At 49.9% G+C, this 26,956-nt stretch carries 23 protein-coding genes; 13 read left to right on the forward strand and 10 right to left on the reverse strand.

From position 1 onward, the window contains the following. Positions 1-3 precede the first annotated feature (3 nt). The 10 genes from Q0R57_RS10425 (at position 4) to Q0R57_RS10470 (ending at position 11,511) form a co-directional block, all read left to right on the forward strand. Positions 4-1,575 carry a hypothetical protein gene (locus Q0R57_RS10425; RefSeq protein WP_294747118.1) on the forward strand — a complete coding sequence of 524 codons (1,572 nt, stop codon included), beginning with the start codon at positions 4-6 and terminating at the stop codon, positions 1,573-1,575. A 2-nt stretch (positions 1,576-1,577) separates the two neighbouring features. After that, positions 1,578-2,282 carry a hypothetical protein gene (locus Q0R57_RS10430; protein WP_294747121.1) on the forward strand — a complete coding sequence of 235 codons (705 nt, stop codon included), beginning with the start codon at positions 1,578-1,580 and terminating at the stop codon, positions 2,280-2,282. A 117-nt stretch (positions 2,283-2,399) separates the two neighbouring features. Then, complete coding sequence (locus Q0R57_RS10435; protein ID WP_294747122.1) at positions 2,400-4,379, forward strand: leucine-rich repeat protein; 1,980 nt, start codon at positions 2,400-2,402, stop codon at positions 4,377-4,379. 477 nt (positions 4,380-4,856) lie between these two features. Beyond that, complete coding sequence (locus tag Q0R57_RS10440; protein WP_027449625.1) at positions 4,857-5,168, forward strand: helix-turn-helix transcriptional regulator; 312 nt, start codon at positions 4,857-4,859, stop codon at positions 5,166-5,168. A gap of 176 nt (positions 5,169-5,344) precedes the next feature. Then, entirely contained in the window at positions 5,345-6,751 is a 1,407-nt protein-coding gene (locus Q0R57_RS10445) for a hypothetical protein (protein WP_294747129.1), read from the forward strand. 2 nt (positions 6,752-6,753) lie between these two features. Next, a complete protein-coding gene (locus Q0R57_RS10450) occupies positions 6,754-7,419 on the forward strand; it encodes a hypothetical protein (RefSeq protein WP_294747131.1) in 666 nt (221 codons plus the stop codon). A 192-nt stretch (positions 7,420-7,611) separates the two neighbouring features. Continuing rightward, positions 7,612-8,037, forward strand: a complete 426-nt coding sequence (locus Q0R57_RS10455) for a hypothetical protein (protein WP_294747134.1) — start codon at positions 7,612-7,614, stop codon at positions 8,035-8,037. 142 nt (positions 8,038-8,179) lie between these two features. After that, a complete protein-coding gene (locus tag Q0R57_RS10460) occupies positions 8,180-8,512 on the forward strand; it encodes a hypothetical protein (RefSeq protein WP_294747136.1) in 333 nt (110 codons plus the stop codon). A gap of 33 nt (positions 8,513-8,545) precedes the next feature. After that, positions 8,546-10,963, forward strand: a complete 2,418-nt coding sequence (locus Q0R57_RS10465) for a BT4734/BF3469 family protein (RefSeq protein ID WP_294747139.1) — start codon at positions 8,546-8,548, stop codon at positions 10,961-10,963. 62 nt (positions 10,964-11,025) lie between these two features. Next, positions 11,026-11,511: a D-Ala-D-Ala carboxypeptidase family metallohydrolase gene (locus Q0R57_RS10470; RefSeq protein ID WP_294747142.1), complete on the forward strand. Its 486-nt coding sequence runs from the start codon at positions 11,026-11,028 to the stop codon at positions 11,509-11,511. Between the two features lie 60 nt (positions 11,512-11,571). Here Q0R57_RS10470 and Q0R57_RS10475 read toward each other — a convergent pair whose 3' ends face one another. The 3 genes from Q0R57_RS10475 to Q0R57_RS10485 are packed head-to-tail and all read right to left on the reverse strand — an operon-like array spanning position 11,572 to position 16,343. After that, on the reverse strand, positions 11,572-13,071 hold the full coding sequence (locus Q0R57_RS10475; protein ID WP_294747144.1) for a DUF4301 family protein: 1,500 nt from the start codon (positions 13,069-13,071) through the stop codon (positions 11,572-11,574). Between the two features lie 12 nt (positions 13,072-13,083). Continuing rightward, positions 13,084-14,121 (reverse strand): sugar kinase, encoded by a 1,038-nt coding sequence (locus tag Q0R57_RS10480; RefSeq protein WP_294747146.1) that lies wholly within the window; start codon positions 14,119-14,121, stop codon positions 13,084-13,086. Between the two features lie 11 nt (positions 14,122-14,132). Continuing rightward, positions 14,133-16,343, reverse strand: a complete 2,211-nt coding sequence (locus tag Q0R57_RS10485; RefSeq protein ID WP_294747148.1) for a RelA/SpoT family protein — start codon at positions 16,341-16,343, stop codon at positions 14,133-14,135. Positions 16,344-16,470: 127 nt separating this feature from the next. Between Q0R57_RS10485 and Q0R57_RS10490 the strand changes: the two genes are divergently transcribed. The 3 genes from Q0R57_RS10490 to Q0R57_RS10500 all read left to right on the forward strand — a co-directional run bounded on the left by Q0R57_RS10490 (position 16,471) and on the right by Q0R57_RS10500 (position 20,312). After that, on the forward strand, positions 16,471-18,873 hold the full coding sequence (locus Q0R57_RS10490) for a glycoside hydrolase family 2 TIM barrel-domain containing protein (protein WP_294747151.1): 2,403 nt from the start codon (positions 16,471-16,473) through the stop codon (positions 18,871-18,873). 117 nt (positions 18,874-18,990) lie between these two features. Then, entirely contained in the window at positions 18,991-19,614 is a 624-nt protein-coding gene (locus Q0R57_RS10495; RefSeq protein ID WP_294747153.1) for a hypothetical protein, read from the forward strand. Between the two features lie 11 nt (positions 19,615-19,625). Continuing rightward, entirely contained in the window at positions 19,626-20,312 is a 687-nt protein-coding gene (locus tag Q0R57_RS10500; protein ID WP_294747155.1) for a sigma-70 family RNA polymerase sigma factor, read from the forward strand. Positions 20,313-20,448: 136 nt separating this feature from the next. Here Q0R57_RS10500 and galE read toward each other — a convergent pair whose 3' ends face one another. The 7 genes from galE to Q0R57_RS10535 all read right to left on the reverse strand — a co-directional run bounded on the left by galE (position 20,449) and on the right by Q0R57_RS10535 (position 26,886). After that, complete coding sequence (gene galE / locus Q0R57_RS10505) at positions 20,449-21,489, reverse strand: UDP-glucose 4-epimerase GalE (RefSeq protein ID WP_294747158.1); 1,041 nt, start codon at positions 21,487-21,489, stop codon at positions 20,449-20,451. 112 nt (positions 21,490-21,601) lie between these two features. Next, positions 21,602-22,204: an electron transport complex subunit RsxA gene (gene rsxA / locus Q0R57_RS10510; protein ID WP_294747160.1), complete on the reverse strand. Its 603-nt coding sequence runs from the start codon at positions 22,202-22,204 to the stop codon at positions 21,602-21,604. Positions 22,205-22,290: 86 nt separating this feature from the next. Then, the gene (locus tag Q0R57_RS10515; RefSeq protein ID WP_294747162.1) at positions 22,291-22,872 is read right to left on the reverse strand and encodes an electron transport complex subunit E; all 582 of its coding nucleotides are present in this window, start codon (positions 22,870-22,872) and stop codon (positions 22,291-22,293) included. A gap of 53 nt (positions 22,873-22,925) precedes the next feature. Beyond that, positions 22,926-23,579: an RnfABCDGE type electron transport complex subunit G gene (locus tag Q0R57_RS10520; RefSeq protein ID WP_294747165.1), complete on the reverse strand. Its 654-nt coding sequence runs from the start codon at positions 23,577-23,579 to the stop codon at positions 22,926-22,928. Then, positions 23,576-24,574: an RnfABCDGE type electron transport complex subunit D gene (locus Q0R57_RS10525; protein ID WP_294747167.1), complete on the reverse strand. Its 999-nt coding sequence runs from the start codon at positions 24,572-24,574 to the stop codon at positions 23,576-23,578. Before Q0R57_RS10525 ends, Q0R57_RS10520 begins: the two co-directional genes overlap by 4 nt. A gap of 51 nt (positions 24,575-24,625) precedes the next feature. Then, positions 24,626-25,993 (reverse strand): electron transport complex subunit RsxC, encoded by a 1,368-nt coding sequence (rsxC, locus tag Q0R57_RS10530; protein ID WP_294747169.1) that lies wholly within the window; start codon positions 25,991-25,993, stop codon positions 24,626-24,628. Then, complete coding sequence (locus Q0R57_RS10535) at positions 25,990-26,886, reverse strand: Fe-S cluster domain-containing protein (protein ID WP_294747171.1); 897 nt, start codon at positions 26,884-26,886, stop codon at positions 25,990-25,992. The genes rsxC and Q0R57_RS10535 overlap by 4 nt, the downstream gene beginning before the upstream one ends. Positions 26,887-26,956 lie beyond the last annotated feature (70 nt).

The following is a 26,956-nucleotide window of genomic DNA, read 5'->3' on the forward strand; positions in this document are numbered from 1 at the left end:
GAAATGGAAAGGAAAGATTTGTTTATCAATAATGACCTCTCCATGATGTTGTCGAGAGAGTTGGCTTCTGCACAAGAAAAAGATGCGGAATGGGAAAAAGAGCAGGAGAGGATACGTAAAGATGCGGAGAAAGCGGCTGAAAACCCGGCTGCAATTATTGATGCCAAGACGATAATGGCCAGAGGCATTAGATATGCAGGAACAGATGAATACTTTTTAAAGCTATTTACGGAAGGGAGTGACGAGGAGCAGCTGACTGAATTGGGAAGTTTAGAATATGTTGCATCGCTGACACTACTGCCTGATGCCATTTTTGTTGCTGGCTATAATCTGATAAAGAAAGCAGACTATGCCAAATGGACGGAGATACTGTTTAACCTGCATTACGTACCTTTGCAGATGGCATTTTGCTATTGTTTGAAAAGCCATCGTGATTTTTGCAATGTACTGAAGACGATAGACGTTAGACGACTGGATTATCCGCAGACGTTTTTGTTGTCGCTTTTGGATCATTGGTTTGAATGGCTTACGAGAGCATCTGGACATCTGATAAGTTATGATGATGAGCGTAGGAATTATGATAAGAATCCTAAGGCACAGGAATTGAAAAAGGAAGGCCAAGCAGTAAAAGAAGAATGGGAGAAAGAACTGCCTGTGATGATTCATGAAATCATGGGTTGCTTTGCGCTACATTTGCAATCTGAAAGGATTCTAGCATGGGCAACCAATGAGCCGCTAAGAGATGACACCTTAAGTAATCCGTATAGTGCAAGTTATAATCGCTGCATATATCAGATATGGGATGACTTGTCGAAAGTTGTTCAGTTAAACTCAATTCCAGAAAAGGATTTGAATCTGAATATGCTACTGCTGATGGCCAATAAGGCCGTGGAAGATCATGATGAGGCTTATGGAAAAGAAGTATATGAGAAACTGACGGGATGCCTTATAAGAGAGAACTTTTCCAATATGGAAAAGAAATCAAAAGTTGAAGAGAAACGACAGCGAACAATTGCGAAACTGATGGTTTTAATTAAGCCAGATTTGGATTTTGGTGGATTTGTAAATGGTGTTGCGACGCGGTTTCAGGGATGGAATTTGGACTACCAGCAGGTTTACGCAGAAGCAAGACGGGAAGCGTATTTAATTTGTTGTCTATTTAGGGTGTTTGAAATTCAGACAGTTGAGGATAGTAGCTTATTCCCGTTATGGAAAAACTTGGTGGATGTCTATTTGCATGAGTATCGGCGCTGCGATAACGAATATATATTAAGAGATGATTTTATTGTGCCGTTTAGAGTGGCTGTAGAGGTGGCTGCGAAGCTAAAGGATGATGGTTGTCGGGACTATCTGCATGAGGTGATGCTGGAGAATATACTGAGCATTGTGGCATTGTTGACGGTATTTTCGGAATGTAGTATGACGTTGGCTGATAATATTGTAAAATGGTTACTGCAGAGGATAGAAATAGAGTGGCCATCGGCAAAGATGCTGATGGAAGTAAGAGGACAGCGGATGTTGGAGGAGAGAATAGAGAATCTGATTGGGCAGTTGAAGAAGGGAGGAGAGAAATAATTATGAAAAAATGTTTGGATTACTATTTAGAACAGCGAATGAACTCTACTGATGGCGATAAGATAAAAGAAACTTTAGAAGCAATCAGTTTAGAGGAGAAAAATTGTCTTGAACTGTTCAAAATACAGATAAGGCATTGCCAGCAACAATTAGCATTGATTGGTGAGAGAATTGCTGCTGGGTGGCATACTCATGAACTTATGACCCAAAAACGTGCTTTTGAGGAACAAGAGTTCGTACTAAATGTTGCAGCGCAAATCCAGCAGTGTTCGTATGAGACTAAAGGAATTCAGAAGTTGCTGTATTTTGAAAATAATGAAAGTAGTAGGGAAAGGATTGCTGTTGATGCTTCTGTGATGATGTATGAATGGTGTGAAGATTTGAATGAACTTACAGGAAAGAAGTATCAAGATATAGCCCAAAGGTTGTTGTCGGAGGCTGCGTTGGCCAAGACCAGAATTGCCAGGAAGAAACTAGCTGATTTCTTTAAACAGGAGGAACCTGTGCTTTCTGAGATACGGCATAACGCAGGGGCACATCGAGAACATGATTTCATGAAGCAAATGGAAGTGTTGGAAGGAGTTGGCTGGTCAGACACGATTGAACGACTGCATAGATTTGAGGAGGTGACATTGGAATTAGGAAAGACGATGAAACCTCTGATGGAAGCTGGGCTGAAGAAAATTGAGGAGGCTTTTGGGAAATAATATTATGCATTTGAATAAAACAAAGGTTAAATACGTTAATTTTGCCTCCTTATTTCTGACATTGTCCAACCCTCAATCCACCTCTCTACCGTTTAATGTATAAGTTGTTGATTATCAATGCTTAATATATTCGCTTATTGTCCCATGCTTACCACTATCAATCTTCCGAAATATTTGACCCAGATAGGAGATCACGTGTTTGAAGCGTGTACAGGGCTTTCAGAAATCACTTTTCCTGATAGCATTAAGTCGATTGGAAGTTTAGCTTTTGAAGGCTGCAAAAGTTTACAATCTATTGTTTTTCCTAAGAATCTTGTTAAAATAGGCTCTTCTGCATTTTCCGGATGTTCAAAACTCACCTCTATAACTCTTGGGGATAATATTAAATCTATCAGTAATGCTTTTGAAGGGTGTGATTCTCTTTCAGAAATAAATATCAACAGTCTAAAGATGTGGTGTTCTCTCACATTTCCGTTCAAAACACATAATCCTTTGTCGATTTGCAAAAAACTATATTATAAAGGTAATCTAGTAAGAGATTTGGTGATTCCTGATGGAACGACAACCATAGGAGAACATGTTTTTTGTGACTATCCTTTTTTGAATTCTGTTTCAATTCCACATAGTGTTAAGTCCATTGCGGATAATTCTTTCGTTGGCTGTGATAGTTTATCTGCAATAACCGTGAACTGTTCAGAGCTAGGACTCACATTCAGTGGTATGACCTCAATAAAGAATGTATATTTGGGTGATAGTATTTACAGGATTGTCAAGAACGCTTTCCTAGATTGTTCAAATATTGAGAAAGTAAATATCGCTAATTTAAAAAGCTTTTGTGGTATTCGATTTGCTAATCCTTATGCAAATCCATTATATTATGCCCACAGACTATATAGTGAAAACAATGAAATTATAAACTTGGTCATTCCGTCTGAGGTAACTACCATTGGAGCCTTTCAGTTCATGAATGCTGAACATTTAAAGTCTGTCACAGTTCCTTCAAGTGTAACGGAAATTCAATCATATTCTTTTGCAGGTTGTTCATCTATTGATGAAGTACACATTACAGACTTAGATGCTTGGTGCAGAATATTATGGGGTTCGGAAAAGGCTAATCCCCTTGAATCTTTTGGCGAGCTATACCTAAATGGCGAACTTGTTACTGAAGTTAGATTTCCAGATAATATATCAAATGTTGGCAACTCCTTTATTAATTGTAAACATCTTAAAAAGATTACACTTCCAAAGAATGTAACATTTATTGATAATAAGGCATTTAATGGATGCGATTCATTAACAACAATCTATTCAATACCTATAATGCCTCCAGTATTATCAGAAACAACCTTTTCTGATTATACAGCAACATTATATGTTCCCATTGGTTCAAAGAGTGCATACCACACACCCCAAAATCCTGAAACCTTCGCATGGACATGTTTTGATAATATAGTAGAGTTTCAACCAGACACATTAGGTATTCCTCCAGTTACCCTGACAGCCAATAGTTACTCTATAGAATATGGCGACGAGATTCCTGCATTTGGTTACACATCAGAGGGTGCCGATGTTGATGGAGAACCGCAAATATCCTGTGAAGCAGGAGTCGGTTCATCTGTCGGGACGTATGATATCGTTATCAGCAAAGGAACGGTTAAGAATTACAATGATCATTATGTAAACGGCACATTGACCATCACCAAGGCTCCGCTTGTAGCATCAGTAGGCGACTACAGCCGTGAAGAGGGGCAGGATAATCCCGCTTTCGTGGTAAATTATGAGGGATGGAAACTTGGCGAGACTGAGAGTGTGCTTATCACCTCACCCATCGCCACAACAGCAGCAACAAAAGAAAGCCCTGTTGGCGATTATCCCATTACGGTATCTGGAGGTGAGGCTCAGAACTACAAACTTGAATACATCAACGGTACATTGACAGTCTTAGAAGCCTCTGGTATTAACGACGTCTTTTCCTATGGCTGTATTTTCGACATATATACCACAACAGGTACTAAGATAAAGAGTCATACAACCACTCTTGATGGTCTACCCAAAGGCGTTTATATTATAAACAAAAAGAAAGTATTTGTAAAATAAGGTTATATCGAAGAGAAAATGAAGGGGTCGGAGTTAGTAATCAGCTTCTCCGACCCCTTCATTTCATACACAAAAGGGACTCTAATTTTGCGCTCTGATAGAATATATCATTGAAGAATTTGCTTTATCACGGCCAAATCCTTACCTTTGTTGTCAGAAGGAGGAAGAGGCCGGCAGGAAAGGGAAACTATCCGTGGGACAACAGTCCTTGGATCGCGGGGTCGGAGAATCTGATCACTTTCTCAACACATGATGGAAGAGGGCTGAGGTCTGAAGGAAGATGGAAGAAGGAAAATGGCTGAAGGCTGATGGAAGATGGAAGAGGTCTGATGGCAGATTTTAGATAAAATGAACTTTTTTCTTCCAATTATTTGCATATTTGGAATAAATATATTACTTTTGCGGCATGAACGAAGACATTAGAGAAACTTTCCACTCTGCGGAGTACGATGAATACTACGCCAGGAGGACAAGAAGATGATAAAGCTTGACGAAAAGAAGCTGGCCGGACTGAAAACCGGTTCACAGCATTTGGCAGAGACGTATGGTGAGAAGGGAACTCCCAGCCGTGAGGAATTTGAGGCAAAGGCCAAGGCTTGGTACTATGCCGAGTTACTACGTGACGAGCGCAAGCGCCAGAAACTGACCCAACAGCAGTTGGGTGAGCGCATCGGCAAGAAGCGCGAGTATATTTCTTCGCTTGAGCAGGGACAGACTGATATGCAGCTTTCGACGTTCATGCTTATTGCGAATGCATTAGGGCTGAGATTCTCATTGGTCGTTGGCTAAATAGAAACTACGTACTCCGACCCCAATGAAAATGTGATTTATCGTAAACTCCTTATAGTCAATCCCATTCAAAATTATTGTGAGTGGGATTGATTTTTTTTATTGAAAAACATGCTAGAATGAACGGGATATTTTGTATCTTTGCACCTCGAAAAATTAAGAATCTTGAATCAATCATGACAGAATATACCATCAAGATATTAGGAGCGCAATATGCGGCTAATCCGGATTACAAGTTTGGTGATCCGGAGACTCCTGAGATGTGGGCACGTACCATCGACTTGCTCTCGAATCTCAGGGATATGAGGCCGCGTGTGGTGCTGAAGCTTGAACCTACGAATCCGAATGACCATCTGGCTGTGATGGCCCGTGCGATGGGCAATAAGATTGGTTATGTTTGCAAGGATCAGCGCGACAAAGTACGCAATATGATAAACCAGTCGAAACGGGGTATGCTGGCAGCAGATATTAGCGAGGTGGTGATCGACAAGCATGGCTATCTCTACATCACGCTGAAATGCGAGGAGACTGCCTGCGACAGCCAGCAGGAGCCAGGCTTTGATTGGAGCGAGTGGCAGACGGAAATTCCCCTGCTGCCGCCTATGGATGCCCTGCATGCAGAAGAGGAGGCTGAGTTCATACTGGAAGAGGTACTGCTGCCGTGTTTGAAGGATGTGGACATTACAGAGCTGCAGACGTATTTGGGCATCTGGATGGAAGGTAGCCGCCACGACATGAGTCTTGAAGCCTGCCGTCAGCGCGAGTTGTACATCAAACTGCTGGAGGAGTCGACACGCGACGAGGTGCGTGAGCTGGCTGGTGAGTTGAAGCACCAGAGTGGAAGTATGTGCTGTCGCCATCGGTTGGAGGAACGCACATTGGAATGGTGGCCGCGAGTGGTAGATTCTGAAGAGGCCGCAGATATGTGGGGCCGTTGGTGCGAGCATACGAATGGTCAGTTGTGGGGTGGTCTGCAACTGATTGACGGCTTGCTCCGTCAGTTGCCAGGCAGCCTGTATCAGAACATCGGCCACATGGAAGCGGTCTTCTCACAATTGTATTACCTGTGCATACCCAGAGCCGCCCTGACCACGATTCTCTCGCTGCTGGTGCTGAGAGAGAGGACATGCCGCGAGCTGGGTATCGAGATGAAACCTATGACTGAGGCCGACTATGAGCAATGTATGCCTGAGAACGGCAAGTTCTCGATGAAGGACTTGGCGAACTCTTTTCTGAGATTCCCAACGAAAATAGCTATGGGGATGTTTGGAGGCGTATCAACGCTGCTGGCATGGCATCCTGAATGGCAGAAATCGGCGCCAATGATTGAGGAACAGATACTGGCGAAGGAGAAGGAACAGCAGGACAGGCAGGAGCAGAAGCAGGACAAGATTCTTGACTCTATGGAAAAGGCAGCGAATAAGCCTACGACGCAGAATATCTATGGCGACAAGAACGATTTTCAAAATGGAGCGCAGATGCTGAAGATGGGCTTTCCTGAAGGTGCTGACCCTGCTGAGATTGCTGCACGCATAGCAGAACAGCAGCAGGCTCTGTTAGAGCAGAAGGGAAATAACAGATAACGATGAGCGATACGAAGGAATATATCAAGGGCGATAAGCATGTGCACCAGGCTGGGAGCATCATGATTAAGTTCGCACAATATAACGTGCCTGGGCAGAAGGGTGACTGGAAGCAGCAGGAAGAAAAGGAGGCAGAGGAACTGGAGAAGGAGTTTGCCGACTTTGAAGAGGTAGTGAATGAAACGGCTGATAACAATGAGTCTAAAGTAAAGGTGAAGCCAGACCTGCCACCAGCCGATGTATTTGTGAACAGGGTGAAGGCTATTGTGATGGAGGCTGCCAAGAAGAATGGCGAGACTATCAAAACTAATACCAGGGCATGGCAGGGCGAGTATGTGTTCTATGTGGATGGTAAGCGCATCGCAAAGATGATGGACGACCTGAGAAAGAACTATGAGCAAAAAATCAACGATTATCTCAGCGCCACCTCAAAATATGATGGTGTGATGATTGTGGCACCCTTTATTGGGAAACTGCTACAGATAGAAGAGCTGAGGGCACGCGACCTCCAGTTTACTGACTTGGAATTTGCTTTCGTACCTTATTATAATAAGCCAGCCAGCGCTGTGAAGCGCATGAGCGATAAGTTGGACTCAGCAGAGGCAAATATGCTTTTTGGACTGCTAAAAGGACTGCTAAAGAAGTATCCGAAGACTGAATCCACTTGAATCCACCTGAATCCACTTTTAAAAATATTGGCGGATTCAGCTAAAAGGTTAAATATCAGCGATTTAGTAAAAATATAATTATTTCAGGAAAGACTTGTAAATCTGAAACTGGATTTAGAATCTTTGCCAACGGAAATCAGAAATGACGACCGTTGGCAATTTTTTTTATTCACTCATTATAGTTTTAGATTTATGACAAAATCAGTTATGTTGGAAGCTACTACAACTGAAACAGGTAGCAACGTAGAGAACTCAGAAATCAGTAAGGTGCTGCAATACCTGGCTCCTTGGATTGAGAAAACCAATGGTGAGGAATCAGTTGGGGCGTGGGAAACAACGATGGCTACTAAGATGATGGTGAAGCTGTTGGAACTTTGGTTGACTCAGGAAAGCAGAGAGCGCGTAGAAAAGATGCTTGAGCACTATCACCCTCTTGATCGTGCGGCTATGGCTTATGCCTTGGTGGTCTATGTGATGACTGGCACGAAAATGACCTTTAAGAGTGTTGTGGCTAAACAACAATACAAGACTATCTGCCAGATGCTGAAGGAAGATATGCCAGAGCTGATGTTTGCTGGTCACATGAAGTATATGGTTCGTAGATATGGGAAAAGGTGAAAGGTGAAAAGTGAAAGGTGAAAAGCAATAAACAATAAAGTATAACCGAGTCGGAGGATGAGCGTGTGGGAAAGTATCCGGATAGAAATTGAGCTCAACTGAAAAACACATCGCTTTCCAAAGCTCACAAATTCGACAAGTTATGAAAAAGTACATTTATATTTTGAATGCCGTCAGTGTGATGGCCAAGTTGCTGAAAGACAAGCGAATAGAAGGTGTTCTGTACATTGATCAGAACACAGGTAAACTAACCTTTAAGGCGTACAACCGCCAATCGCGAGAGCGAGAGAAGGACCGTCTGGTGAAGAAGTTGCCCTGGGGTTGGGTTAAAGAGTCGGTAGAACGCGTGAAAGTGTTCGGCAGCTTCCCCAAGGACTTCTGTATGGCGCAGATAATCGGGTTGATGAACGAGCACAACCAGGACGCAAAGAATGCGCTTATTGATAAAGAACTGGACGATATCGAGTTTTGCTAAAACCACGAATTACACGAATTTCACGAATAAAATATGTTTGCATATCAGAAGAATTTCAGTAATCCTACGTTGCCAGTGGACGAGGCCCAGTTTTGGGCCCTCGTCAGGGCGACACAATGGAATGAGAATATCGATAAGTATCGTGAGACGCACGATGCAGCACTCAAGCGCAAGCTGCCCGCATTCATCTTTCAGGCCACGTTTGATGAAACCACGTCGAAGGCTGGGAAAGTGGGGCAGTGGCGCAAGCAGGCTGCAACTCGTTTGACAGGCTTGGTGGTGATGGACATTGATCACGTAGAGAGTGAAGAGTTAAGAGTTAAGAGTGAAGAATTTGCTGCCGCCGACTTTAAGCAGCGTGCCGCTGAACTCGGCATTCTTCTTATCTACATCACACCCTCTGGGCATGGTCTGAAGATTGTGTTCAAGGCTCGCACGGAATGGGGCAACCTTATCGACAACCAGCATGAGATGGCAAAGGTGCTGGGCGTGGAGGTGGACGAGAGTTGCAAGGATGCAAGTCGCATGAGCTTCATCTGCAAGGAAACGGACATTTTGTACTTGGATAAAGAACTATTTACGTATGAAAACAAAGAATTTGCCGAGCGATATAACCAGGAATATCGAGACGGTCATTCGCAACAGACCCAACAGACCCCTCCCGTCCTCCCCTGCTTAGGGGAGGGGAATGGTCAGACTGCGTCGCTCCCCTCTCTAAACAGAGAGGGGCCGGGGGAGAGTCTTCCATCTTTCAAGGGCATTCCGTATTCTGAGATTATCAGCGAGTGGTGGAAACAGAACGGTGGCGAGCCGCAGGAGGGCGAAAGGAACGTGAAACTGTACCAGTTGGCAGTCAATCTGAGGGCCATCTGTGACAACAACCGCGAGCTACTCCTGGAAATCATGCCTCGCCTGGGACTGGACGAACAGGAGCTGCGCAGCATCGTAGAGTCGGCCTGCAAAGAGCCGCCAAAGGGACTGAGCAAGATGATGCAAAGCATCCTTGCGATGTATGATGTAAGAGGTAAGATGGAAGATGTCAGCCATCAGCCTTCAAACATCGACCATCAACTCTGGGACTGGGGAGAACAGATTGAGACTTTAGCAGAGGAGTATCCGCTGATAAAGGACATCACGAAAGGCTTGAAGCGTAACCAATATCCTGCAGCGCTGTTCGTGGCTGGAGGTCTGCTGATGACCTTGATGACAAGGTGCACTTACAGGTTCTACCATCGTCGTGGAGAATTGCGCCGACTGAATAACTCGACCTTGATTATTGGCGACCCAGCCAGTGGTAAGAGCTTTGCCACCCGACTATATAAGTTGCTGGCTGCTCCTATCGTGGCTGCAGACAAAGTGGGTAAGGATGCTATCAACGCCTATCGTGAGCAGATGCGCACCAAGGGCGCCAACAAGGAGAAGCCCAAGAAGCCGAAGGTGGTGGTACGTATCCACCCAGCGCGAACCTCGAACGCGCAGTTCATTCAGGATATGGTGAACGCCATAGAGGTAGTAGATGGTGAGGAGATGCAGTTACACATGCTGACCTTCGATACGGAGCTGGATAATACGCTGTCGTTGCAGAAAGGTGGAGCATACATCGACAAACAGGCCCTGCAACTCAAGGCCTTCCACAACGAAGAGGATGGTCAGGCGTATTCTAACAACGACTCTGTGCTTCAGGACTTTATGGTGGTTTGGAACTTCATCTATACAGGTACACCTATCGCCTTGAAGAAGATGGTAAACGAGCAGAACTTTGGCTCTGGTTTGGCTACGCGCCTCACTTGCATCCCTCTGCCAGCCACCAACTTCGAGATGATGGATGAAGACGAAGAAGAGGTGGACGTGGACAGCGACAAGCGCCTGAGTGAATGGGCTGAGAAGCTGGACAGGATGAAGGGTGAACTGACAGTAAAAAGCATCGTTCATGAGTTGTATGAGTGGACGTCTCGTCGTATGGCTGATGCAGAAGAGAACGAGAGCAGGGCTGACGAGATGCTGCTGAAGCGCTGCGCCTATCACGGCTTGAACTTCGCTGCACCATTCATCGTGATGCGTCATTGGGACAAGATGAAGCAGGACGGTCAGTACTGGTGCGGTGAGTTCGAGACGGACGAGGTCGATTGGAAACTCGCAGAACTGATTACGAACATCCAGTACGCCTGTCAGCGCCACTACTTTGGCGCTATGGCTGAGGCTTATTTCGACAACAAACTGAAGGATGCCTCTGTGAATATTCAGCGCAAGCAGAAGACCTACGAGGGCTTCCAGCGATTGCCTGAGGAGTTTACCAACGAGGATGTAATGCGATGTTTCAATCTCTCTAGTACGTCTTCAGCTAGGGGCAAGGTCAGCCGTCTGATGCGCGACCACTTGGTAGAGAAAATTCGTGAGGAGCGAGGCACAGCGCCCGCCCTGTATCACAAAACAGGAACTATTATTCTTTAAACTCTTAGGCGCGTCGGCGTTTACCCGCGTCGGCGCGTCATTTCAAAAAAAACAAAAATAAAATGGCACAAATAGAATTGAACAAGCAGATACGCCTGAGTGATCACTTTACTCTTGGCGAAATGTGCAAAACAAGTGCGAAAACTCCTGATGGAAACATCCCTTCGCACGTACATATCGAGAACCTGAAGCGACTTTGCGGCTGGCTTGAACAACTGAGAAGAAGACCTACCCCCAGCCCCTCCCTGCTTAGGGAGGGGAGTGAAGAGCCAATCATCATTAATAGTGGATATAGGAGCCCTGAGGTGAATAGGGCTGTGGGTGGTGTCGCTACCAGCAATCACCTGACGGGGTGTGCTGTGGATATACACGTTACAGGCCTCGAACAACTCATCCATTACGCTAGCACTCTGCTGGATATCAGCGATGAGAGGCAAGAGGACTTCGATGAGTTATTGTTAGAGCGTTCACCCAGGGGCACCTACTGGCTGCACTTCGCAGTAAGGCCATCAGGCAATCGCAGGAAAGTAAGGCTGATTCAGACGTAAGAAAAGTGCGCTGGCTCATAATGGGTCGGCGCACATTTTTGTTTCTGAATAACATGCTGTTTACTGATGCTGGTCGCGCAGCAGGTCGTTGACCGTCTTAACGGGATTGAACGTGCCTAAGGGCACCTCGACGAAGATGGTGCTCCAGTTGCTCATGGCACCATTCCACAGGCCCGGCAGTTCGAGGGCCTTGAGTTCCTTGCCGCCTTTCGACTTGCTGGAGATGAAGCCAGTGGTCTTGTCAACAAACGCGGGGAGGTTGAAGGGCTGACCCTTATAGTCCTTGACGGCGCAGACGAGGTCAACGGGGTTGAAGTGCGTGCCCTGCGTGAACATCTTCATATACTCGGCATTGTTGGTGTCAATCTGACTGCTCTCGAGAATCTGCAGGCTGACGGTGCCATCCTGGTTATAGGTGAGGAACGGACCGCCACCAGGCTCGCCCACATTCTTCACCACGCCACAGACACGCATGGGGCGGTTGAGTTTGCGACGCAGGTAGTCGGCATCGACCTTGTTGCCCTTGGGGTTGGTGCAGAGGTTCTTCTCTACAAACTCAGCAATCTCGGCGAGTTCTGCCTCGCTGGCACCTGCATCGAGCTTGCGCAGATAGTCGAAGGCCTGCTTCTGCAGGGTGACCAGCACACCTGCGATGACCTGCTTCCACTCTACGGTCTCGGGTTTCAGACGGTCGGGCACCACATTGTCGATATTCTTGATGAAGATAACGTCGGCCTGAATCTCGTTGAGGTTCTCGATGAGTGCGCCGTGTCCGCCTGGACGGAACAGCAGCGAGCCGTCAGCCTCGCGGAAGGGTGTGTTGTCGGGGTTGGCGGCAACGGTATCAGTAGAGGGCTTCTGCTCAGAGAAGGTGATGTCGTACTTGATGCCGTATTTCTTGGCAAAGCCGTCGGCTTTCTCAGCCACCTTGGCCTTGAAGAACTCCAGATGGTCGTGGCTGACAGTGAAGTGCACATGGGCCTCGCCGTTAGAGGCGGCATAGAGCGCACCCTCCACCAAGTGCTCCTCCATAGGCGTGCGTGGGCCCTCGGCATACTGGTGGAACAGCAGCATGCCCTTGGGCAGCTGACCGTAGTTCAGACCTTCTTTCTTCAGCATATTGGCAGCCACAGCCTTGTAGTTGCCTTCGGCTATGAGTGCTTCGATGCCCTTGCCCTCGTTCTTCTGGCAGACGGCGTCGAGTGCGTCGTAGAAGGCGAACTTCTTCAGCTCAGCAAAGTATTTCTTCTCGAAGTCGGTGGTAGGCACGTCGTAGTCGGCATCGACAAAGGCGAACATGTTCTTGAACATACGACTGGCGGCACCCGAGGCGGGTACGAACTTCACCACGCGCTTGCCGGCAGCCTTGTAGTCCTCCCATGCCTTTACATATTGCTTACGCTCCTGCTCGTTGGGAGCCACGATGCCGTTGCCCACCGATGCTGCAGCCTCCAACTTCAGGAAGGGGAAGCCTGTTTCAAACTGTTTGAGTTGTGTTTCAATCTGCTCTTCGCTAATGCCGCGCTGAGCAATCTGCTTAAGATCTTTTTCCGTTAACATTGTAGTAATATTTTATTTTTGAATGAGTTCCAGAATCTCTTCATCGGTAGCCAGGTTGAAGTCGCCAGGAATGGTGTTCTTCAGCGTTGAGGCCGCCAGCGCATAGTCTACCTGCAGCTGGTTGTCGTGAGGATAGGCTGTGACGGCATGCAGCAGGCCAGCCATGAAGGCGTCGCCCACACCCGATGGGTCGACCACGCCGTTGATGTCGTTGATAGGCGCCTTGAGCAGCTCGTAAGGGCCGTCAGACGTCTCGGCAGTATAGAGTAGGGCGGTGAGCAGGTGATGGTTCGATGCCACCATGTTGCGCATGCCCATGAGCCATTTCTTACAGCGTGGGAACTCGCGGTGCAGGTCTTCGAACCACTCGCGGTATTCGTCCATCTGCATCTCGAAGTTGGAGTCGAGGGCTGTGAATGGCGGCTGCTTACGCTCACAGATCCATTCAAACTCGATGGCGTCGCCAAACATCAGGTCGCAGCGGCTCAGCATGCGCTTCAGCGTCTCTCGTGGGTCGGCACCATACTTCCACAGGTTCTTGCGGTAGTTGATGTCGAAGGCCACCTTCACTCCCATCTCGTCGGCAATGTCGAGTGCCTCGAAGGTGGCGTCGGCAGTACTCTGCGAGATGGCTGCCGTGATGCCCGATACATGGAGCACGGAGGCGTCTTTCAGTATCTCGCGCCAGGGTATCATGCCGGGCTTCAGCTCCGAGCAGGCCGAGTTGGCGCGGTCGTAGATGACCTTTGCCGACCGCATGCCGGCAGCAGGTTCCATATAATAGGTGCCGATGCGCTGTCCGCCCCATTGTATATAGTGGCAGCCCACACCCAGTTGCATCAGGTTCTGTGCACCAGCATGTCCTACGGGCGTCTCTGGCAGTCGGGTGATATACTCCACCTCGTTGCCCAGCGTGGCCAGCGATACTGCCACGTTTGCCTCGCTGCCACCATACTTGCTGGTGAAATAGTCGCCCTGCGAGAGGCGTTGATGGTCTAATTTTGAGAAGCGAAGCAACAGCTCGCCAAAAGTCACGAATTTAGTCTTCATATGGTTTTGTGTTATATTCTTTCTACTTGCTTGACGCCCTTCACCGTGCGTAGTTTCTTGATGAGGGCTTCCAGTCGGGTGTTGTCGTTGATCATGATGGTGAGCGTGCCACGGAACAGTCCGTCGTTCGAGTCGATGTTGATGTTGCGCAGCACCAGTCGCTCGTCTTTCGAGATAATCGAGGTGAGGTTGTTCACGATGCCCAGGTCGTCGTTGCCGATGATGCGCAGCGTGATGGCATACTGGCTGGAGCCCTTGCCGCTCCACATGGCGCGAACGATGCGATAGCCAAAGCGACGGCGCATCTCTGGGGCGTTGGGACAGTCGCAGCGGTGAATCTTGATGCCGCCGTTGATGGTGACGAATCCAAACACCTTGTCGCCATAGATGGGGTTGCAGCACTTAGCCAGCTGGTAGTCCACACCTTTCAGGTCCTGACCAATGACTAGCACGTCATCGTTCTGCAGCACCTTCTGACCCTTGAAGTCCTCGAGCACAAACTCGTCGGCCGAGCGTGCAATATTGTCGCCTGTGACGGTCTTCTCGCTCTGCTGCAGCTCCAGGTATTTATCGAACACGTCCTGCACATCGAGTGTCTCGTGGGCAATGTCGCGATAGAAGTCGCTGGCCTCTTTATAGCCTAGCTTCTTCATAGTGCGCATCATCAGACTCTCGTCCTGCTCAATCTTACGGTTCTTGAACTTACGCTCCAGCATCTCCTTCACCATCAGAGCCTCTTTCTGCTGAGTCTCCTTCAACGCCAGACGAATCTTGGCTTTGGCTCTGGCGGTCTTGACAATGTTGAGCCACTCCTGCTTGGGATACTGCGTCGACGAGGTCAGAATCTCCACCTGGTCGCCTGAGTGCAGCTCCTGACGGAAGGTCACCACCTTATTATTAATACGTGCTCCTGTGCAGGCCGAGCCCACCTTAGAGTGAATGTGGTAGGCCATATCGAGCACGGTGGCGCCCTTGGGGAACTTCAGCAGGTCGCCCTTGGGGGTGAAGACGTAAATCTCGTCGTCGTAGAGGTCCATGCGGAACTGATCCATCGCCTCCATGCCGCTGGCGCTCTCCAGCATCTGACGGATGCCGTTGAGCCAGTCGTCCATGCCGCTCTCGGCCTTCACGCCCTTATAGCGCCAGTGGGCTGCCACACCACGTTCGGCCACCTCGTCCATACGTTCCGTACGAATCTGTACCTCCACCCATTTCTTCTCTGGTCCCAGCACGGTGATGTGCAGACTCTCGTAGCCGTTTGACTTGGGCACCGAGAGCCAGTCGCGCATGCGTTTGGGGTTCGAGGTGTACATATCGGTAATGATGGCGAAGGTCTGCCAGCATTGCTGCTTCTCCTTCTCCAAAGGACAGTCGATGATGATGCGGATGGCAAAAAGGTCGTAGACGCCCTCGAAGGCGCATTTCTGCTTCTTCATCTTCTGCCAGATGGAGTGTATGCTCTTGGTGCGGCCTTTCATGTGAAACTTTAAGCCCGCATCCTTAAGTTTCTGTTCTATAGGACCAATGAATTGCTCAATGTATTTGTCGCGTGCCTGCTTGGTGGCGTTCAGCTTGTCCTTGATATGATAGTAGGCGTCGTGCTCCAGATACTTCAGCGACAGGTCCTCCAGCTCGCTCTTCAGCTTATAGAGGCCTAACTTATGGGCCAGGGGTGCATAGAGGTAGGCGGCCTCTTCTGATACCCGTCGCTTAGCCTCCTCATTATCCGTGTCGCGAATCTGTCGCATCAGGTTCACACGACTGGCAATCATGATGAGGATGACGCGCATGTCCTCGGCAAACGACAGCAGCAGGTTGCGGAAGTTCTCGCTCTCCACCACGGGGTTCTTCTGGTAGAGCTCCTGAATGCGCTGCAGACCGTGGAGTATGCGACCCACGGCAATGCCATAGGTAGCTGCCACATCGCCGACAGTCAGGAATCCCGACTCTACACAGGGGTTCAGCAGTATGGCCAGCACAGCATCGCGGCGCAGTCCTATCTCGTCGATCACAAGCAGGGCCGTCTGCAGACTCATCACAATGGGGTTCAGTCCGAAGATGTCGCGCCTCACCTGGTTCTGCTCCAACGCATGCAGCAGATGACTGCGCAGATGCATCTCGTCATCGCATTCCAGCGAGGGTGCTATCTTCGTCTTCAGTTCTGTATAGAGGGCTAATGTCAGGTCCCTCTCTTCTATGGTGAATTCTAAGTGTTCGGTCATGTTATTTGTGAACTTGCCGACAAAAATACAACTTTTTTACGTAAAAGCCATCATAAAAGCGGAAAAAATACAGAAATATCCCGATTTTTTATTACCTTTGCATCGCAAACAAACATCTACTAAGAAAATGAGGAAAACCAACACTCTCCTTATCATCATTGTCGTGAATGTGCTATTTGCTGTCACGGCGATGGCTCAGCGTACCGTTCAGGACCTTAACCTCGGGTGGCGCTTTCATGCTGGCTCTATTGATAATGCCGCCAGTCCTTCACTCGACGACAGCAGTTGGCGCATTGTCAACCTGCCTCACGATTTTCAGATAGAACAGCCTTGGGTGGCACCTGCCGCCGACGAGAAGGCCAACAATAACGACCCTGCCGCCAATATCAAGAGCAGGCTCAGCAGTCGTGGCTTCAAAGAGATGGGCATAGGCTGGTACCGTCTGCACCTTAATCTCGCAGACTCCCTGAAGGGGCGCCGTCTGCTCATCGATTTCGGAGGTATCATGTATTTGGGCGACGTCTATCTGAACGGACAGAGGGTAGGGGGCACCAACTATGGCTACGTAGGTTTTCAGGTCGATGTGACCGACAACATCCGCTGGGGTGAGGATAATGTGCTGGCTGTGATGGCCGACACGCGTGCGCCTGAGACTTCGCGCTGGTACACTGGTGGCGGACTCTTCCGCATGGTTCGCCTCATCAGCACCAACCGCGACGTGTTCTTTGAGCGTCATCCGCTGAAGATTACCACTCGCGACAACCATTTCGTCACCATTGCTGCCGAGGTCAACACCCGTGGGCGCGACAAGACCATGCCTGTACAGATACGCATCACCGACCCCCAAGGCCAGCAGGTCTATGAGGGACGTGCCGAAGTGAAGCGCAGCAACCCCTCACGCATCATCGAGCAACAGCTGGCAGAGGTTGAGATTCCCAATGCCCAGTTGTGGGATACTGACCATCCTAACCTCTATACCGTCCACCTCACCCTCTATAATGAGAAAGGTGTGGCTGTGGACCATTGTTCTGAACGCTTCGGCATTCGTACTGTTGAGATTACTCCCCAGCAGGGCTTGTTGCTCAATGGTCACAAGGTGCTGCTCAAGGGCTATGCCAACCACCACTCGCTGGGAGCCCTTGGCGCCGCAGCCTATCCGCGTGCCATCGAGAAGCGCATCAAGCTGATGAAACAATATGGTATCAACCATATACGCACCAGTCACAACCCCTACAGCCGCGAGTTCATCGAGCTGTGCGATGAGAACGGCATCCTCGTGGTTGACGAGCTCTACGACAAATGGACGCGTCAGAATACTGGCGGACGTGTAGGCTTTGAGGCTTTGTGGCAGACTGATGTGCCTGAGTGGGTGAAGCGCGACCGTAACTCGCCATCCGTTATCCTCTGGAGTCTGGGCAATGAGTTGCAGCAGGATGCCAATCAGCCCTACAACGACTTTGGCGTCACCATGTTCCGACTCATGAAGACCCTTTTGCAGCGTTACGACTCCACCCGTCTGGTTACCGTGGCCATGCATCCGCGCTATCGCAACTGGCAGACCGACTCGCTGCCCTGCGACCTTGCTATGGTAACTGATGTGCAGGCCTATAACTACCGTTATATGTACTTCCCTGGAGACGGCAAGCGCTTCCCTTGGATGACGTTCTATCAGAGCGAGGCCGCTGTGGCTACTATGGGTCCCAACTTCTTCGAGATGGACCTCGACAAAGTGATGGGACTGGCCTATTGGGGTGCCATCGACTATCTGGGCGAGAGTCAGGGCTGGCCTGCCAAAGGCTGGAACCAGGGCGTCTTCGATATCGCCCTCAACCCCAAGCCCAACGCTTACCTCATGAAGTCTATCTTTATGCCCAATGAGCCTGTGGTGCATATCGGCATCGTTGAGCGTCTCGGCAATCAGATGTGGAATGGCGTACAGACGGGTACTGACGCTATGACTGACCATTGGAACAGGGAGGAAGGTCAGCGTGTGGGACTCATCACCTATACCAATGCCGACGAGGTAGAGCTGCTGCTCAACGGCAAGAGTCTCGGCACTAAGCAGAACCCCATTTCCGATCCGAAGCAGCGCAACCAGATTCGTTGGATCAATATCACCTATGCCCCTGGAACGCTCGAGGCCGTAGCCCGCACCAATGGTCAGGTGGTGGCTCGTCATAAGATAGAGACCACTGGTCCTGCCGTGAAGTTAGTAGCCCAGAGCGATAATTCTGAATGGCGTTCAGATGGTCTCGACCTGCAGCATGTCCGCATCGCTGCCGTCGACAAGAAAGGACGTGAGGTGCCTACGGCCCAAGGGCTCGTCACCTTCTCCGTCGAAGGTTCTGCCGATATTGTGGGTGTCATCAATGGTGACATCACCTCGCCTGAGCTCACCGTAGGAAATACCCGCAGCCTCTACAACGGCTCCTGCAGCGTCATCCTCCGTTCGCAAACCATCAGCGGCAAGGTCACACTCAAAGCCTCTGCTCCTGGCCTCAAACCAGTCAGCATAGATTTCTCACTTTAGGGAAACCTTCGTGAAGGTACTTGTATTCGAAATAAATACAAAATAAATGATTTTTTGTTTTGTATTGTTCTCACTTATTCGTACCTTTGCACGGCAAAACGAAAACGACCAAAAACGATGAAAAGAAGCATTCTTCTATACCTTATTATATTTATAGAATGCCTGGGGGCTGCGGCCCAGACGACTGCCGAGAAAAACGAGGCCCGACAGACGTTTGACAAGGTGTATGATATGGTGTTCGGTCCGCAGGGCTCAACGCTGCGCTATGACGTGAACATCATTGGCCTGTACAAGACCCACGGCACCATTTGGTATAAGGGTAAGAAACAGCGCTTCTCGGACGAACGTGTCAATACCTGGAACGACGGCGTGACGGCCTATATGGCGTTCAGAAAAAAGCACACGGTGGAGATTCATCACGCCAACTCGGACAAGAAGGACAAATACTCGGGTAAGTTCAAATTCGACCTGGAGGATTTTGACTACAGCATGAAGTCGGAGGATGGTGACATCCTGCTGATACTGAAGCAGCGTCGCAAGGCCAAGGGCACCATCAAGGAGGTCAGGGCACTCATCGACGCCCAGACGCTAACACCGAAGTACGTAAAAATCAGGGTGGCCCTGTTCTGGGCGAAGATTAGAATCAGCAACTTCAAGTCGGGCGGCATCTCTGACGATATGTTCGTATTCCCTGCCGACCGCTACAAGGAGGGTTATAAGTGGATTGACAAACGAGGATAATAGGAGGAAAAATGGAAGATAGTCTGTTGAACAAATACCTGGACGAGATAGGACGGGAGCAGCTGCTGACGGAAGAGGAGGAACAGCGGCTGTCGGCTCGTGTGCTGAAGGGCGACGAGCGGGCTTTGAACAAACTGATTGAGGCCAACCTGAGATTCGTGGTGGTCATAGCCCGTCAGTATTTGGGTAAGGGGCTCTCGATGGAGGACTTGGTGAGCGAAGGTAATATGGGACTGATGAAGGCTGCCAGGAAATATGATGCCTCGAAGGGTCTGCGCTTCGTGAATTATGCCGTAGTGCCCATCCGTCAACAGATAGAGAAAGCCCTGAAGGTGGAGAGTGCCGAGCAGCGTGTGGAGAACAGAAGCGACGGACAGACACGATCGGTGGATGCCCCGCTGGGTACGAAGACCAATATGAGTCTGCTGTCTGTATTGGTTGACACCAACTCGCCCCTGGCTGACGAAAGGGTGTACCAATCGAATGTGGAGGCGGCTGTGGAATATGCCCTGCGTTCGCTGGACGAACGTGAGAGTCACGTGGTGAACGCCTACTTCGGCATTGGTCAAGAACATGCCACGATGGCCGAGATTGCTGAGGAGATGAACCTGAAGCGCGAACGTGTGCGCCAGATTCGTGACAAGGCAATCAGAAAGATGAAGAAAGCCTATAGACGCAGGCTTTCTGATTTGCGCTAAGATATTTTGTTAAATGTTTAAATGTGCTTGTGCACAAATAAATGGGCCTCTGATATCACATCAGGGGCCCATCACAACACAAACACAAAATCAGTCTATCTAGAGACTGTATATCGTCAATTTCTGAATTGTCAAATTACTGAATGCCGTCTGCACGCAGCTTCTCCTGCCACTTCCAGGCGCTCTTCAATACTTCCTCGGTGGGAGTGTCGGCCTTCCAGCCCAGTACCTTGTTGGCCTTGTCGACATTACCCCAAACCTGCTCGATATCGCCTTCGCGACGAGGAGCATACTCCCAGTTGACCTTCACGCCAGTAGCCTTCTCGAAGCCCTCAACAACCTCGAGGGTAGAGAGACCGCGACCTGTGCCGATGTTGAACACCTCGACAGCGTCAGTATCGGGCTGGTCGAGCACACGCTCCATAGCCTTCACGTGAGCCTTAGCCAGGTCAACAACATAGATATAGTCGCGAATACAGGTGTGGTCGGGCGTGTTATAGTCGTTGCCGAAAATCTTCAGTTGCTTGCGGATACCCATAGCCGTCTGGGTGACAAACGGGATGAGGTTCATGGGAACGCCATTAGGCAGCTCGCCGATAAGAGCTGTGGGGTGTGCGCCGATGGGGTTGAAGTAGCGCAGGATGATGCTCTTGATGGGAGCGCCGCTGTGGATATAGTCCTGAATAATCTCCTCGTTAATCTGCTTGGTGTTGCCGTAGGGACTCATAGCCTTCTGGATGGGAGCGTTCTCCGTAACAGGCAGGTTCTCCTGTGAGGGCTGACCATAGACGGTACAGCTTGAAGAGAAGATAATACCCTTGACATCGTACTTAGGCATCAGCTCCAGCAGGTTGATAAGCGATGTGAGGTTGTTGCGATAGTAGAGTAGGGGTTTTTCTACGCTCTCGCCCACAGCCTTTGAGGCAGCGAAGTGGATGATACCCTCAATCTTGGGATATTTCTTGAAGACGCCTTCCAGAGCCTCCATATCGCAACAGTCCACCTTCTCGAAGGCGGGACGGATGCCAGTAATCTTCTCGATGCCGTCGACTACATTAGCGTTTGAGTTCGACAGATTGTCGATAATCACTACTTCGTAGCCTGCTTCCTGCAGTTCTACGGTGGTGTGGCTGCCAATGAATCCGGTGCCACCAGTAACGAGGATAGTCTGTTTCATTTTTCCTTATAGTTTAGAAGTTTTGTTCTTATTTGTGTGCAAAGATAATAAATAAATTCAAAACAACAACGATTATCGGCTACTTTTTTCCCTTTTACCCTAAAACCGCCGATTATTCGATGCCTAACAGGCCGCGCAGACCACTATCTACACCCGAGAAACCCATAAAGGCGAGACTGAGCAGACCAGCAGTGACCAGCACGATGGCCATTCCACGCATGCCCTTGGGGATATCAGTCAGCTCCAGCTGCTCGCGAATGGCGGCAAAGACCGTCAGCGCCAAGCCGAAGCCGATGGCGGTAGAGAGGGCATAGACCAACGACTGACCCAGGTTCATCTCTTTCTGTATGACCAGGATGGCTACACCCAACACGGCACAGTTGGTGGTGATAAGGGGCAGGAAGATGCCCAGCGCCTGATAGAGGGCAGGGGAGAGCTTCTTCAGCACAATCTCTACCATCTGCACCAGCGATGCGATGACCAGGATATAAACGATGGTCTGCATATACTCCAGATTAGCAGGTACCAGGGCGTATGTCTGCACCAGCCATGTAACCAGCGTGGCTAGCACCATGACGAAAGCCACAGCTGCCGACATACCCAGCGAGGTACCAATCTTCCTGGAAACGCCCAGGAACGGACAGATGCCCAGAAACTGCGCCAGCACAATGTTGTTGACGAAGATGGCGCTAATGAAAATCAAGATATATTCCATTGTTTCTTTTCGTTATCTTGTTATTCCGTTATCTCGTAATTTCGTAATTTCGTTATCTCGTAATTCCGTTATTCCGATAATCCGAATTATTTCTTCAACCTGTTAACGATGGCGATGAGGTAGCCCAGGGTGATGAAGGCTCCTGGTGCCAGCACAAAGAACAGGATGTTATAGTTCTCAGGGATGAAGGCCCAGCCGAAGATGGCACCTGAGCCCAGCACCTCGCGTACCATACCTAAAAGGGTGAGGGCCAGCGTAAAGCCCAGTCCGATGCCGAGACCGTCGAAGAGCGATGCCAGCGGCGTGTTCTTGGCGGCAAAAGCCTCAGCGCGTCCCAGGATGATGCAGTTGACCACAATAAGCGGTATGAAGAGTCCCAGCGCCTTGTCCACATCAGGCAGATAAGCTTTGATGACCATCTGCAGCAGGGTGACGAAAGCTGCGATAACCACAATGAACACAGGGATGCGAACCTTGTCGGGCGTTAGGTTCTTGATGCACGAGATGACCACATTGGTACAAATGAGTACTGCCATCGTGGCCAGACCCATCGCCATACCGTTGGAGGCCGACGTGGTGGTGGCCAGCGTGGGACACATGCCCAGCATCAGGACAAATGTGGGGTTGTCCTTGATGATGCCGTTTTTGATAATATTCAGATAGTTCATAACTTCTAACTTCTAACTTCTTACATCTTACATCATACATCTTCATTTCCATCTCACTTCACCTCTCTCTTCGAGGCACCGCTTTGTCCGTCGGCTTCTGGCTTCGACGTCAGCGCGGAATAGGCATTGTTGATGGCAGAAAGGAAGGCGCGACTGGTGATGGTTGAGGCTGTGATGGCCTGCACCTCCATCGCGTTTTCTGGCTGTTTCTTGGTGACGGTCAGTAGACTATCTTTTGATAGTCGCTTGCCGATGATATTGCCCTTGGAACCTTTCTGGAACCAGGTCTCAGCTTTGGCGCCAAGACCTGGTGTCTCTGACTGCTTCAACAGGCGATAGCCTAGGATGGTACCGTTGTTGTCGAAACCTACCAGCACAACCAGTTGCCCGCCAAAACCATTGACGGTATCCTGAATGGCCACACCGATGGGCTTACCCTTCATGTCGTTGACACGGAAGACGGAGTAGTAGGCAGTCTTGTGTCTCTGCTTGTCCTGCATGGCGATGATTGTGTCTGGCTTCTCGCCAACCTTCACCTGTTGTCCGCCCATCACGGCTTGGATACCTTCTGCCAGTGCTTTCTTCTCCTGTTCGGCAATAGCACTTGCGGTGAGGTGGTTCATATAGGCCAGGATGCAACCCATGATGGCAGCCACACCTGTGAGCACCAACACCATATTTAATAATGATGATTGTAGTTTCTTCATTTGGCTTCCTCCCCGAATCGTTTTGGTTTTACGTAACTGTTGATAAGCGGAGTAAACGCATTCATGATGAGAATGGCGAACGACATACCCTCGGGATAGGCTCCCCAGTTGCGGATGATGATGGTGAGCAGTCCGATACAAACGCCATAGATGAGTTGACCCTTGGGCGTCATTGGCGAGGTGACATAATCGGTTGCCATGAAGATGGCACCCAACAGCAGTCCACCACTCAGGATGACGGTGGTGGGAGCAGCATAGGCGGGGTTGACTAGGTGCATCATGCCGCTAAACAGAAAGACGGTGCCGATGATGCTGACAGGGATGTGCCACGTGATAATCTTACGCCACAGCATGAAGGCGAGGCCGAGGAGCAACGCCAGGCCACAGATTTCGCCAATGGCGCCTGCACCACCACTCATAGAGTGTTCGCCCAGCAGCATGCTGAAGGCATCGGGCAACTGGTTCAACTTATTGGGGTTGCCAGTCTGGATGGCCTCCTTCATCAGCGCTAGCGGTGTGGCTCCCGTCTCTGCATCGGTATATTTCAGCAGGTTGCCTGGCAGCGGCCACGAGGTCATCTGCGCAGGAAAGGCCACCAGCAACACACAGCGTCCTACGAGGGCGGGGTTGAAGATGTTATTACCCAGTCCGCCGAAGGTCATCTTGCCCACGCCGATGGCGAAGAGCGCTCCGATGATGATAATCCATACGGGCAGGTTCGATGGCAGGTTCATGCCGAGTAGCAGACCTGTCAGCGCTGCCGAGCCGTCGAGGATGGTGTTACGTTTGTTGCCTAGGATAAAGCGGTTGATGGTCCACTCCAGTAGCACACAGGCCGCCACGCTGGTGAGACAGACGATGGCCGAGCCGATGCCGAAATAATAGAACGACACCAGCAGGGCGGGCAGCAGGGCGATGATGACGCCGTACATGTTGCGCTCCACCGAGTCGGTTCCGTGGGCATGTGGTGAAAGGGAGACTATGATTTTTCCCATCTTTTATTTCACTATTAGACTATTTCACAATTTGATTATTTCACAATTTGACTATTTCTTCGTCGCTCTGCTGCGAATAATGCCGTTGACCGTCTGTTTGCCCTGACGGATATTGTCGAGCAGCGGACGATGGGCAGGACAGGTGAACTGACACGAGCCACACTCAATACAGTTGATGATGGCCTCGTTCTCAGCACGCTCCCATTGCTTGAAGGCCGAGAGCTTGGCCAGCAAATAAGGTTCCAGTCCCATGGGACAGACGCTCACGCACTTGGCGCAGCGGATACAGGGCTGAGGCTCTTTTCTGCGAGCATCGTCATCGGTGAGGATGGTGACAGAGTTGGTACCCTTGCAGATAGGCACCTCGGTAGAAGTGAGAGCCTTACCCATCATCGGACCACCAGCCAGCAGTTTGTTATCGCCCTCGGGCATACCGCCACAGAGGTCTATCAACTGCTGCATCGTCGTACCCATGCGCACCAGGAAGTTGCCTGGCTTCTGCAGTTGTTTACCTGTAACGGTGGTATAGCGCTCGAATAAAGGCTTGTGCTTCATAACTGCCTCATACACAGCATAGGCGGTACCAATATTCTGAACTATTGCTCCAACGTTGACGGGGATGGCAGGAGGCGCTGGCACCTGTCGACCTATGACGGCATCGACCAGTTGTTTCTCGCCGCCCTGGGGATAGCGTTGCTTCAGTGGCACGACCTCAACCTGATAGTTCGAGGAGCCGAACACCTCGACACATTTCTGTGTCAGTAGGGCGATGGCCTTGGGCTTGTTGGTCTCGATGCCGATATAGCCGCAAGTGACCTTGGCCGCCTTCATCAGCAGTTCCAGACCCACGAGAATCTCGTCGGCATGTTCCATCATCAGACGGTAGTCGGCGGTAATATACGGTTCGCACTCCACCGCGTTGATAATGACGCATTCGGCCTTGGTGGGTGGTGGCGGCGAGAGCTTGACATGCGTGGGGAAACATGCGCCTCCCATACCTACGATACCTGCTTCCTTGACGCGTTTCACAATCTCCTCGGGTGTCAGCTCTGGATGGTCTACAAGGCGCTCCAGCTTGTTAGAGCGGTCTATCGTCTCCTCCCATTCGTCGCCTTCCACATTGATGATGATGGCAGGCTTGCGATAGCCTGTGGCATCGATGGCATTGTCGATAGCGGCTACCGTACCGCTGACGGAAGAATGGATGGGAGCCGAGATAAAGCTGCTAGCTTCGGCTATCAATGTGCCTACCTTTACCTTGTCGCCTTTCTGTACGATAGGACGGGCTGGCGCACCGATATGCTGTGACAGGGGGAACACGGCCTGATGGGGCAGGGGAGCTACTTGCGTCTCTGCCTCGTGGGTCAGCTTGTTCTCCTCAGGGTGAATGCCACCTATACTAAATGTCTTGATATTCATGCTGTGGCCTCCTTTCTTTCATTGGTTGCCGTTTCCTGCTTGGGAACATTAGTTGTCGTCTCCGGCTTGGGAGCTGGGAAATTAACGGCTTGGATGGCTTTGGTAGGACATACAGCCACGCACTTGCGACACAAGCGACATTTGCTGTAGTCGATATAGCTGACATTGTTGCCAATGGTGATGGCACCAAACGCACATTCCTTCTCGCATTTTTTGCAGGCGATGCAAGCTGCCTTACAGGCCTTGATGGCAACGGCACCTTTGTCCTTGTTGACACACGACACATAGATGCGGCGGCCCTTGGGACCTTTCTTTCGCAACTCGATAATGCCGCGAGGACAAGCCTTCGAACACGCGCCGCAAGCCGTACATTTCTCTTCGTCGACCTCGGCCAGACCCGTCTCGGGGTTGATGTGGATAGCATCAAACTGACAGGCATCCACACAGTCGCCACAGCCCAGACAGCCATAGCCGCAGCCCGTCTCGCCAGCGCCGCAGGCATGGATGGCAGCACAGGTACGCAGACCGTTGTAGTCTATCGTCTTTGGTCTTACCTTACACGAGCCGTTGCATCTCACCACCGCAATCTTCGGTTCGCCGTTGGCAATAGCCATTCCCAGCAGGTCGGCCACCTGGCTCATCACCTCGCCGCCGCCCACAGGACAGTTCAGACCATCGACGCTGCCTTTGTCGGCACCCTTAGTCAGTGCGTCGGCCATACCTCCGCAGCCGGCAAAGCCACAACCTCCGCAGTTGGCGCCAGGCAACAACGCGTTAACCTGAGCAATGCGCGGGTCTTCCTTGACAGCAAATTCTCTGGAGCAGACATAAAGCACGGCGCCCGCTAAGAGAGCGATGCCTCCGAGCATGATGACTGCAATCAAGATTTCCATAAATGTTGTATTTGTAATGTTTGTTGTTGTTTCCTTTTTTAGGACGTGCAAAGTTACAAATAAAAAGTGG

This window comes from uncultured Prevotella sp., from assembly GCF_946407605.1.
In the GTDB taxonomy this organism is placed as follows: Bacteria; Bacteroidota; Bacteroidia; order Bacteroidales; family Bacteroidaceae; genus Prevotella.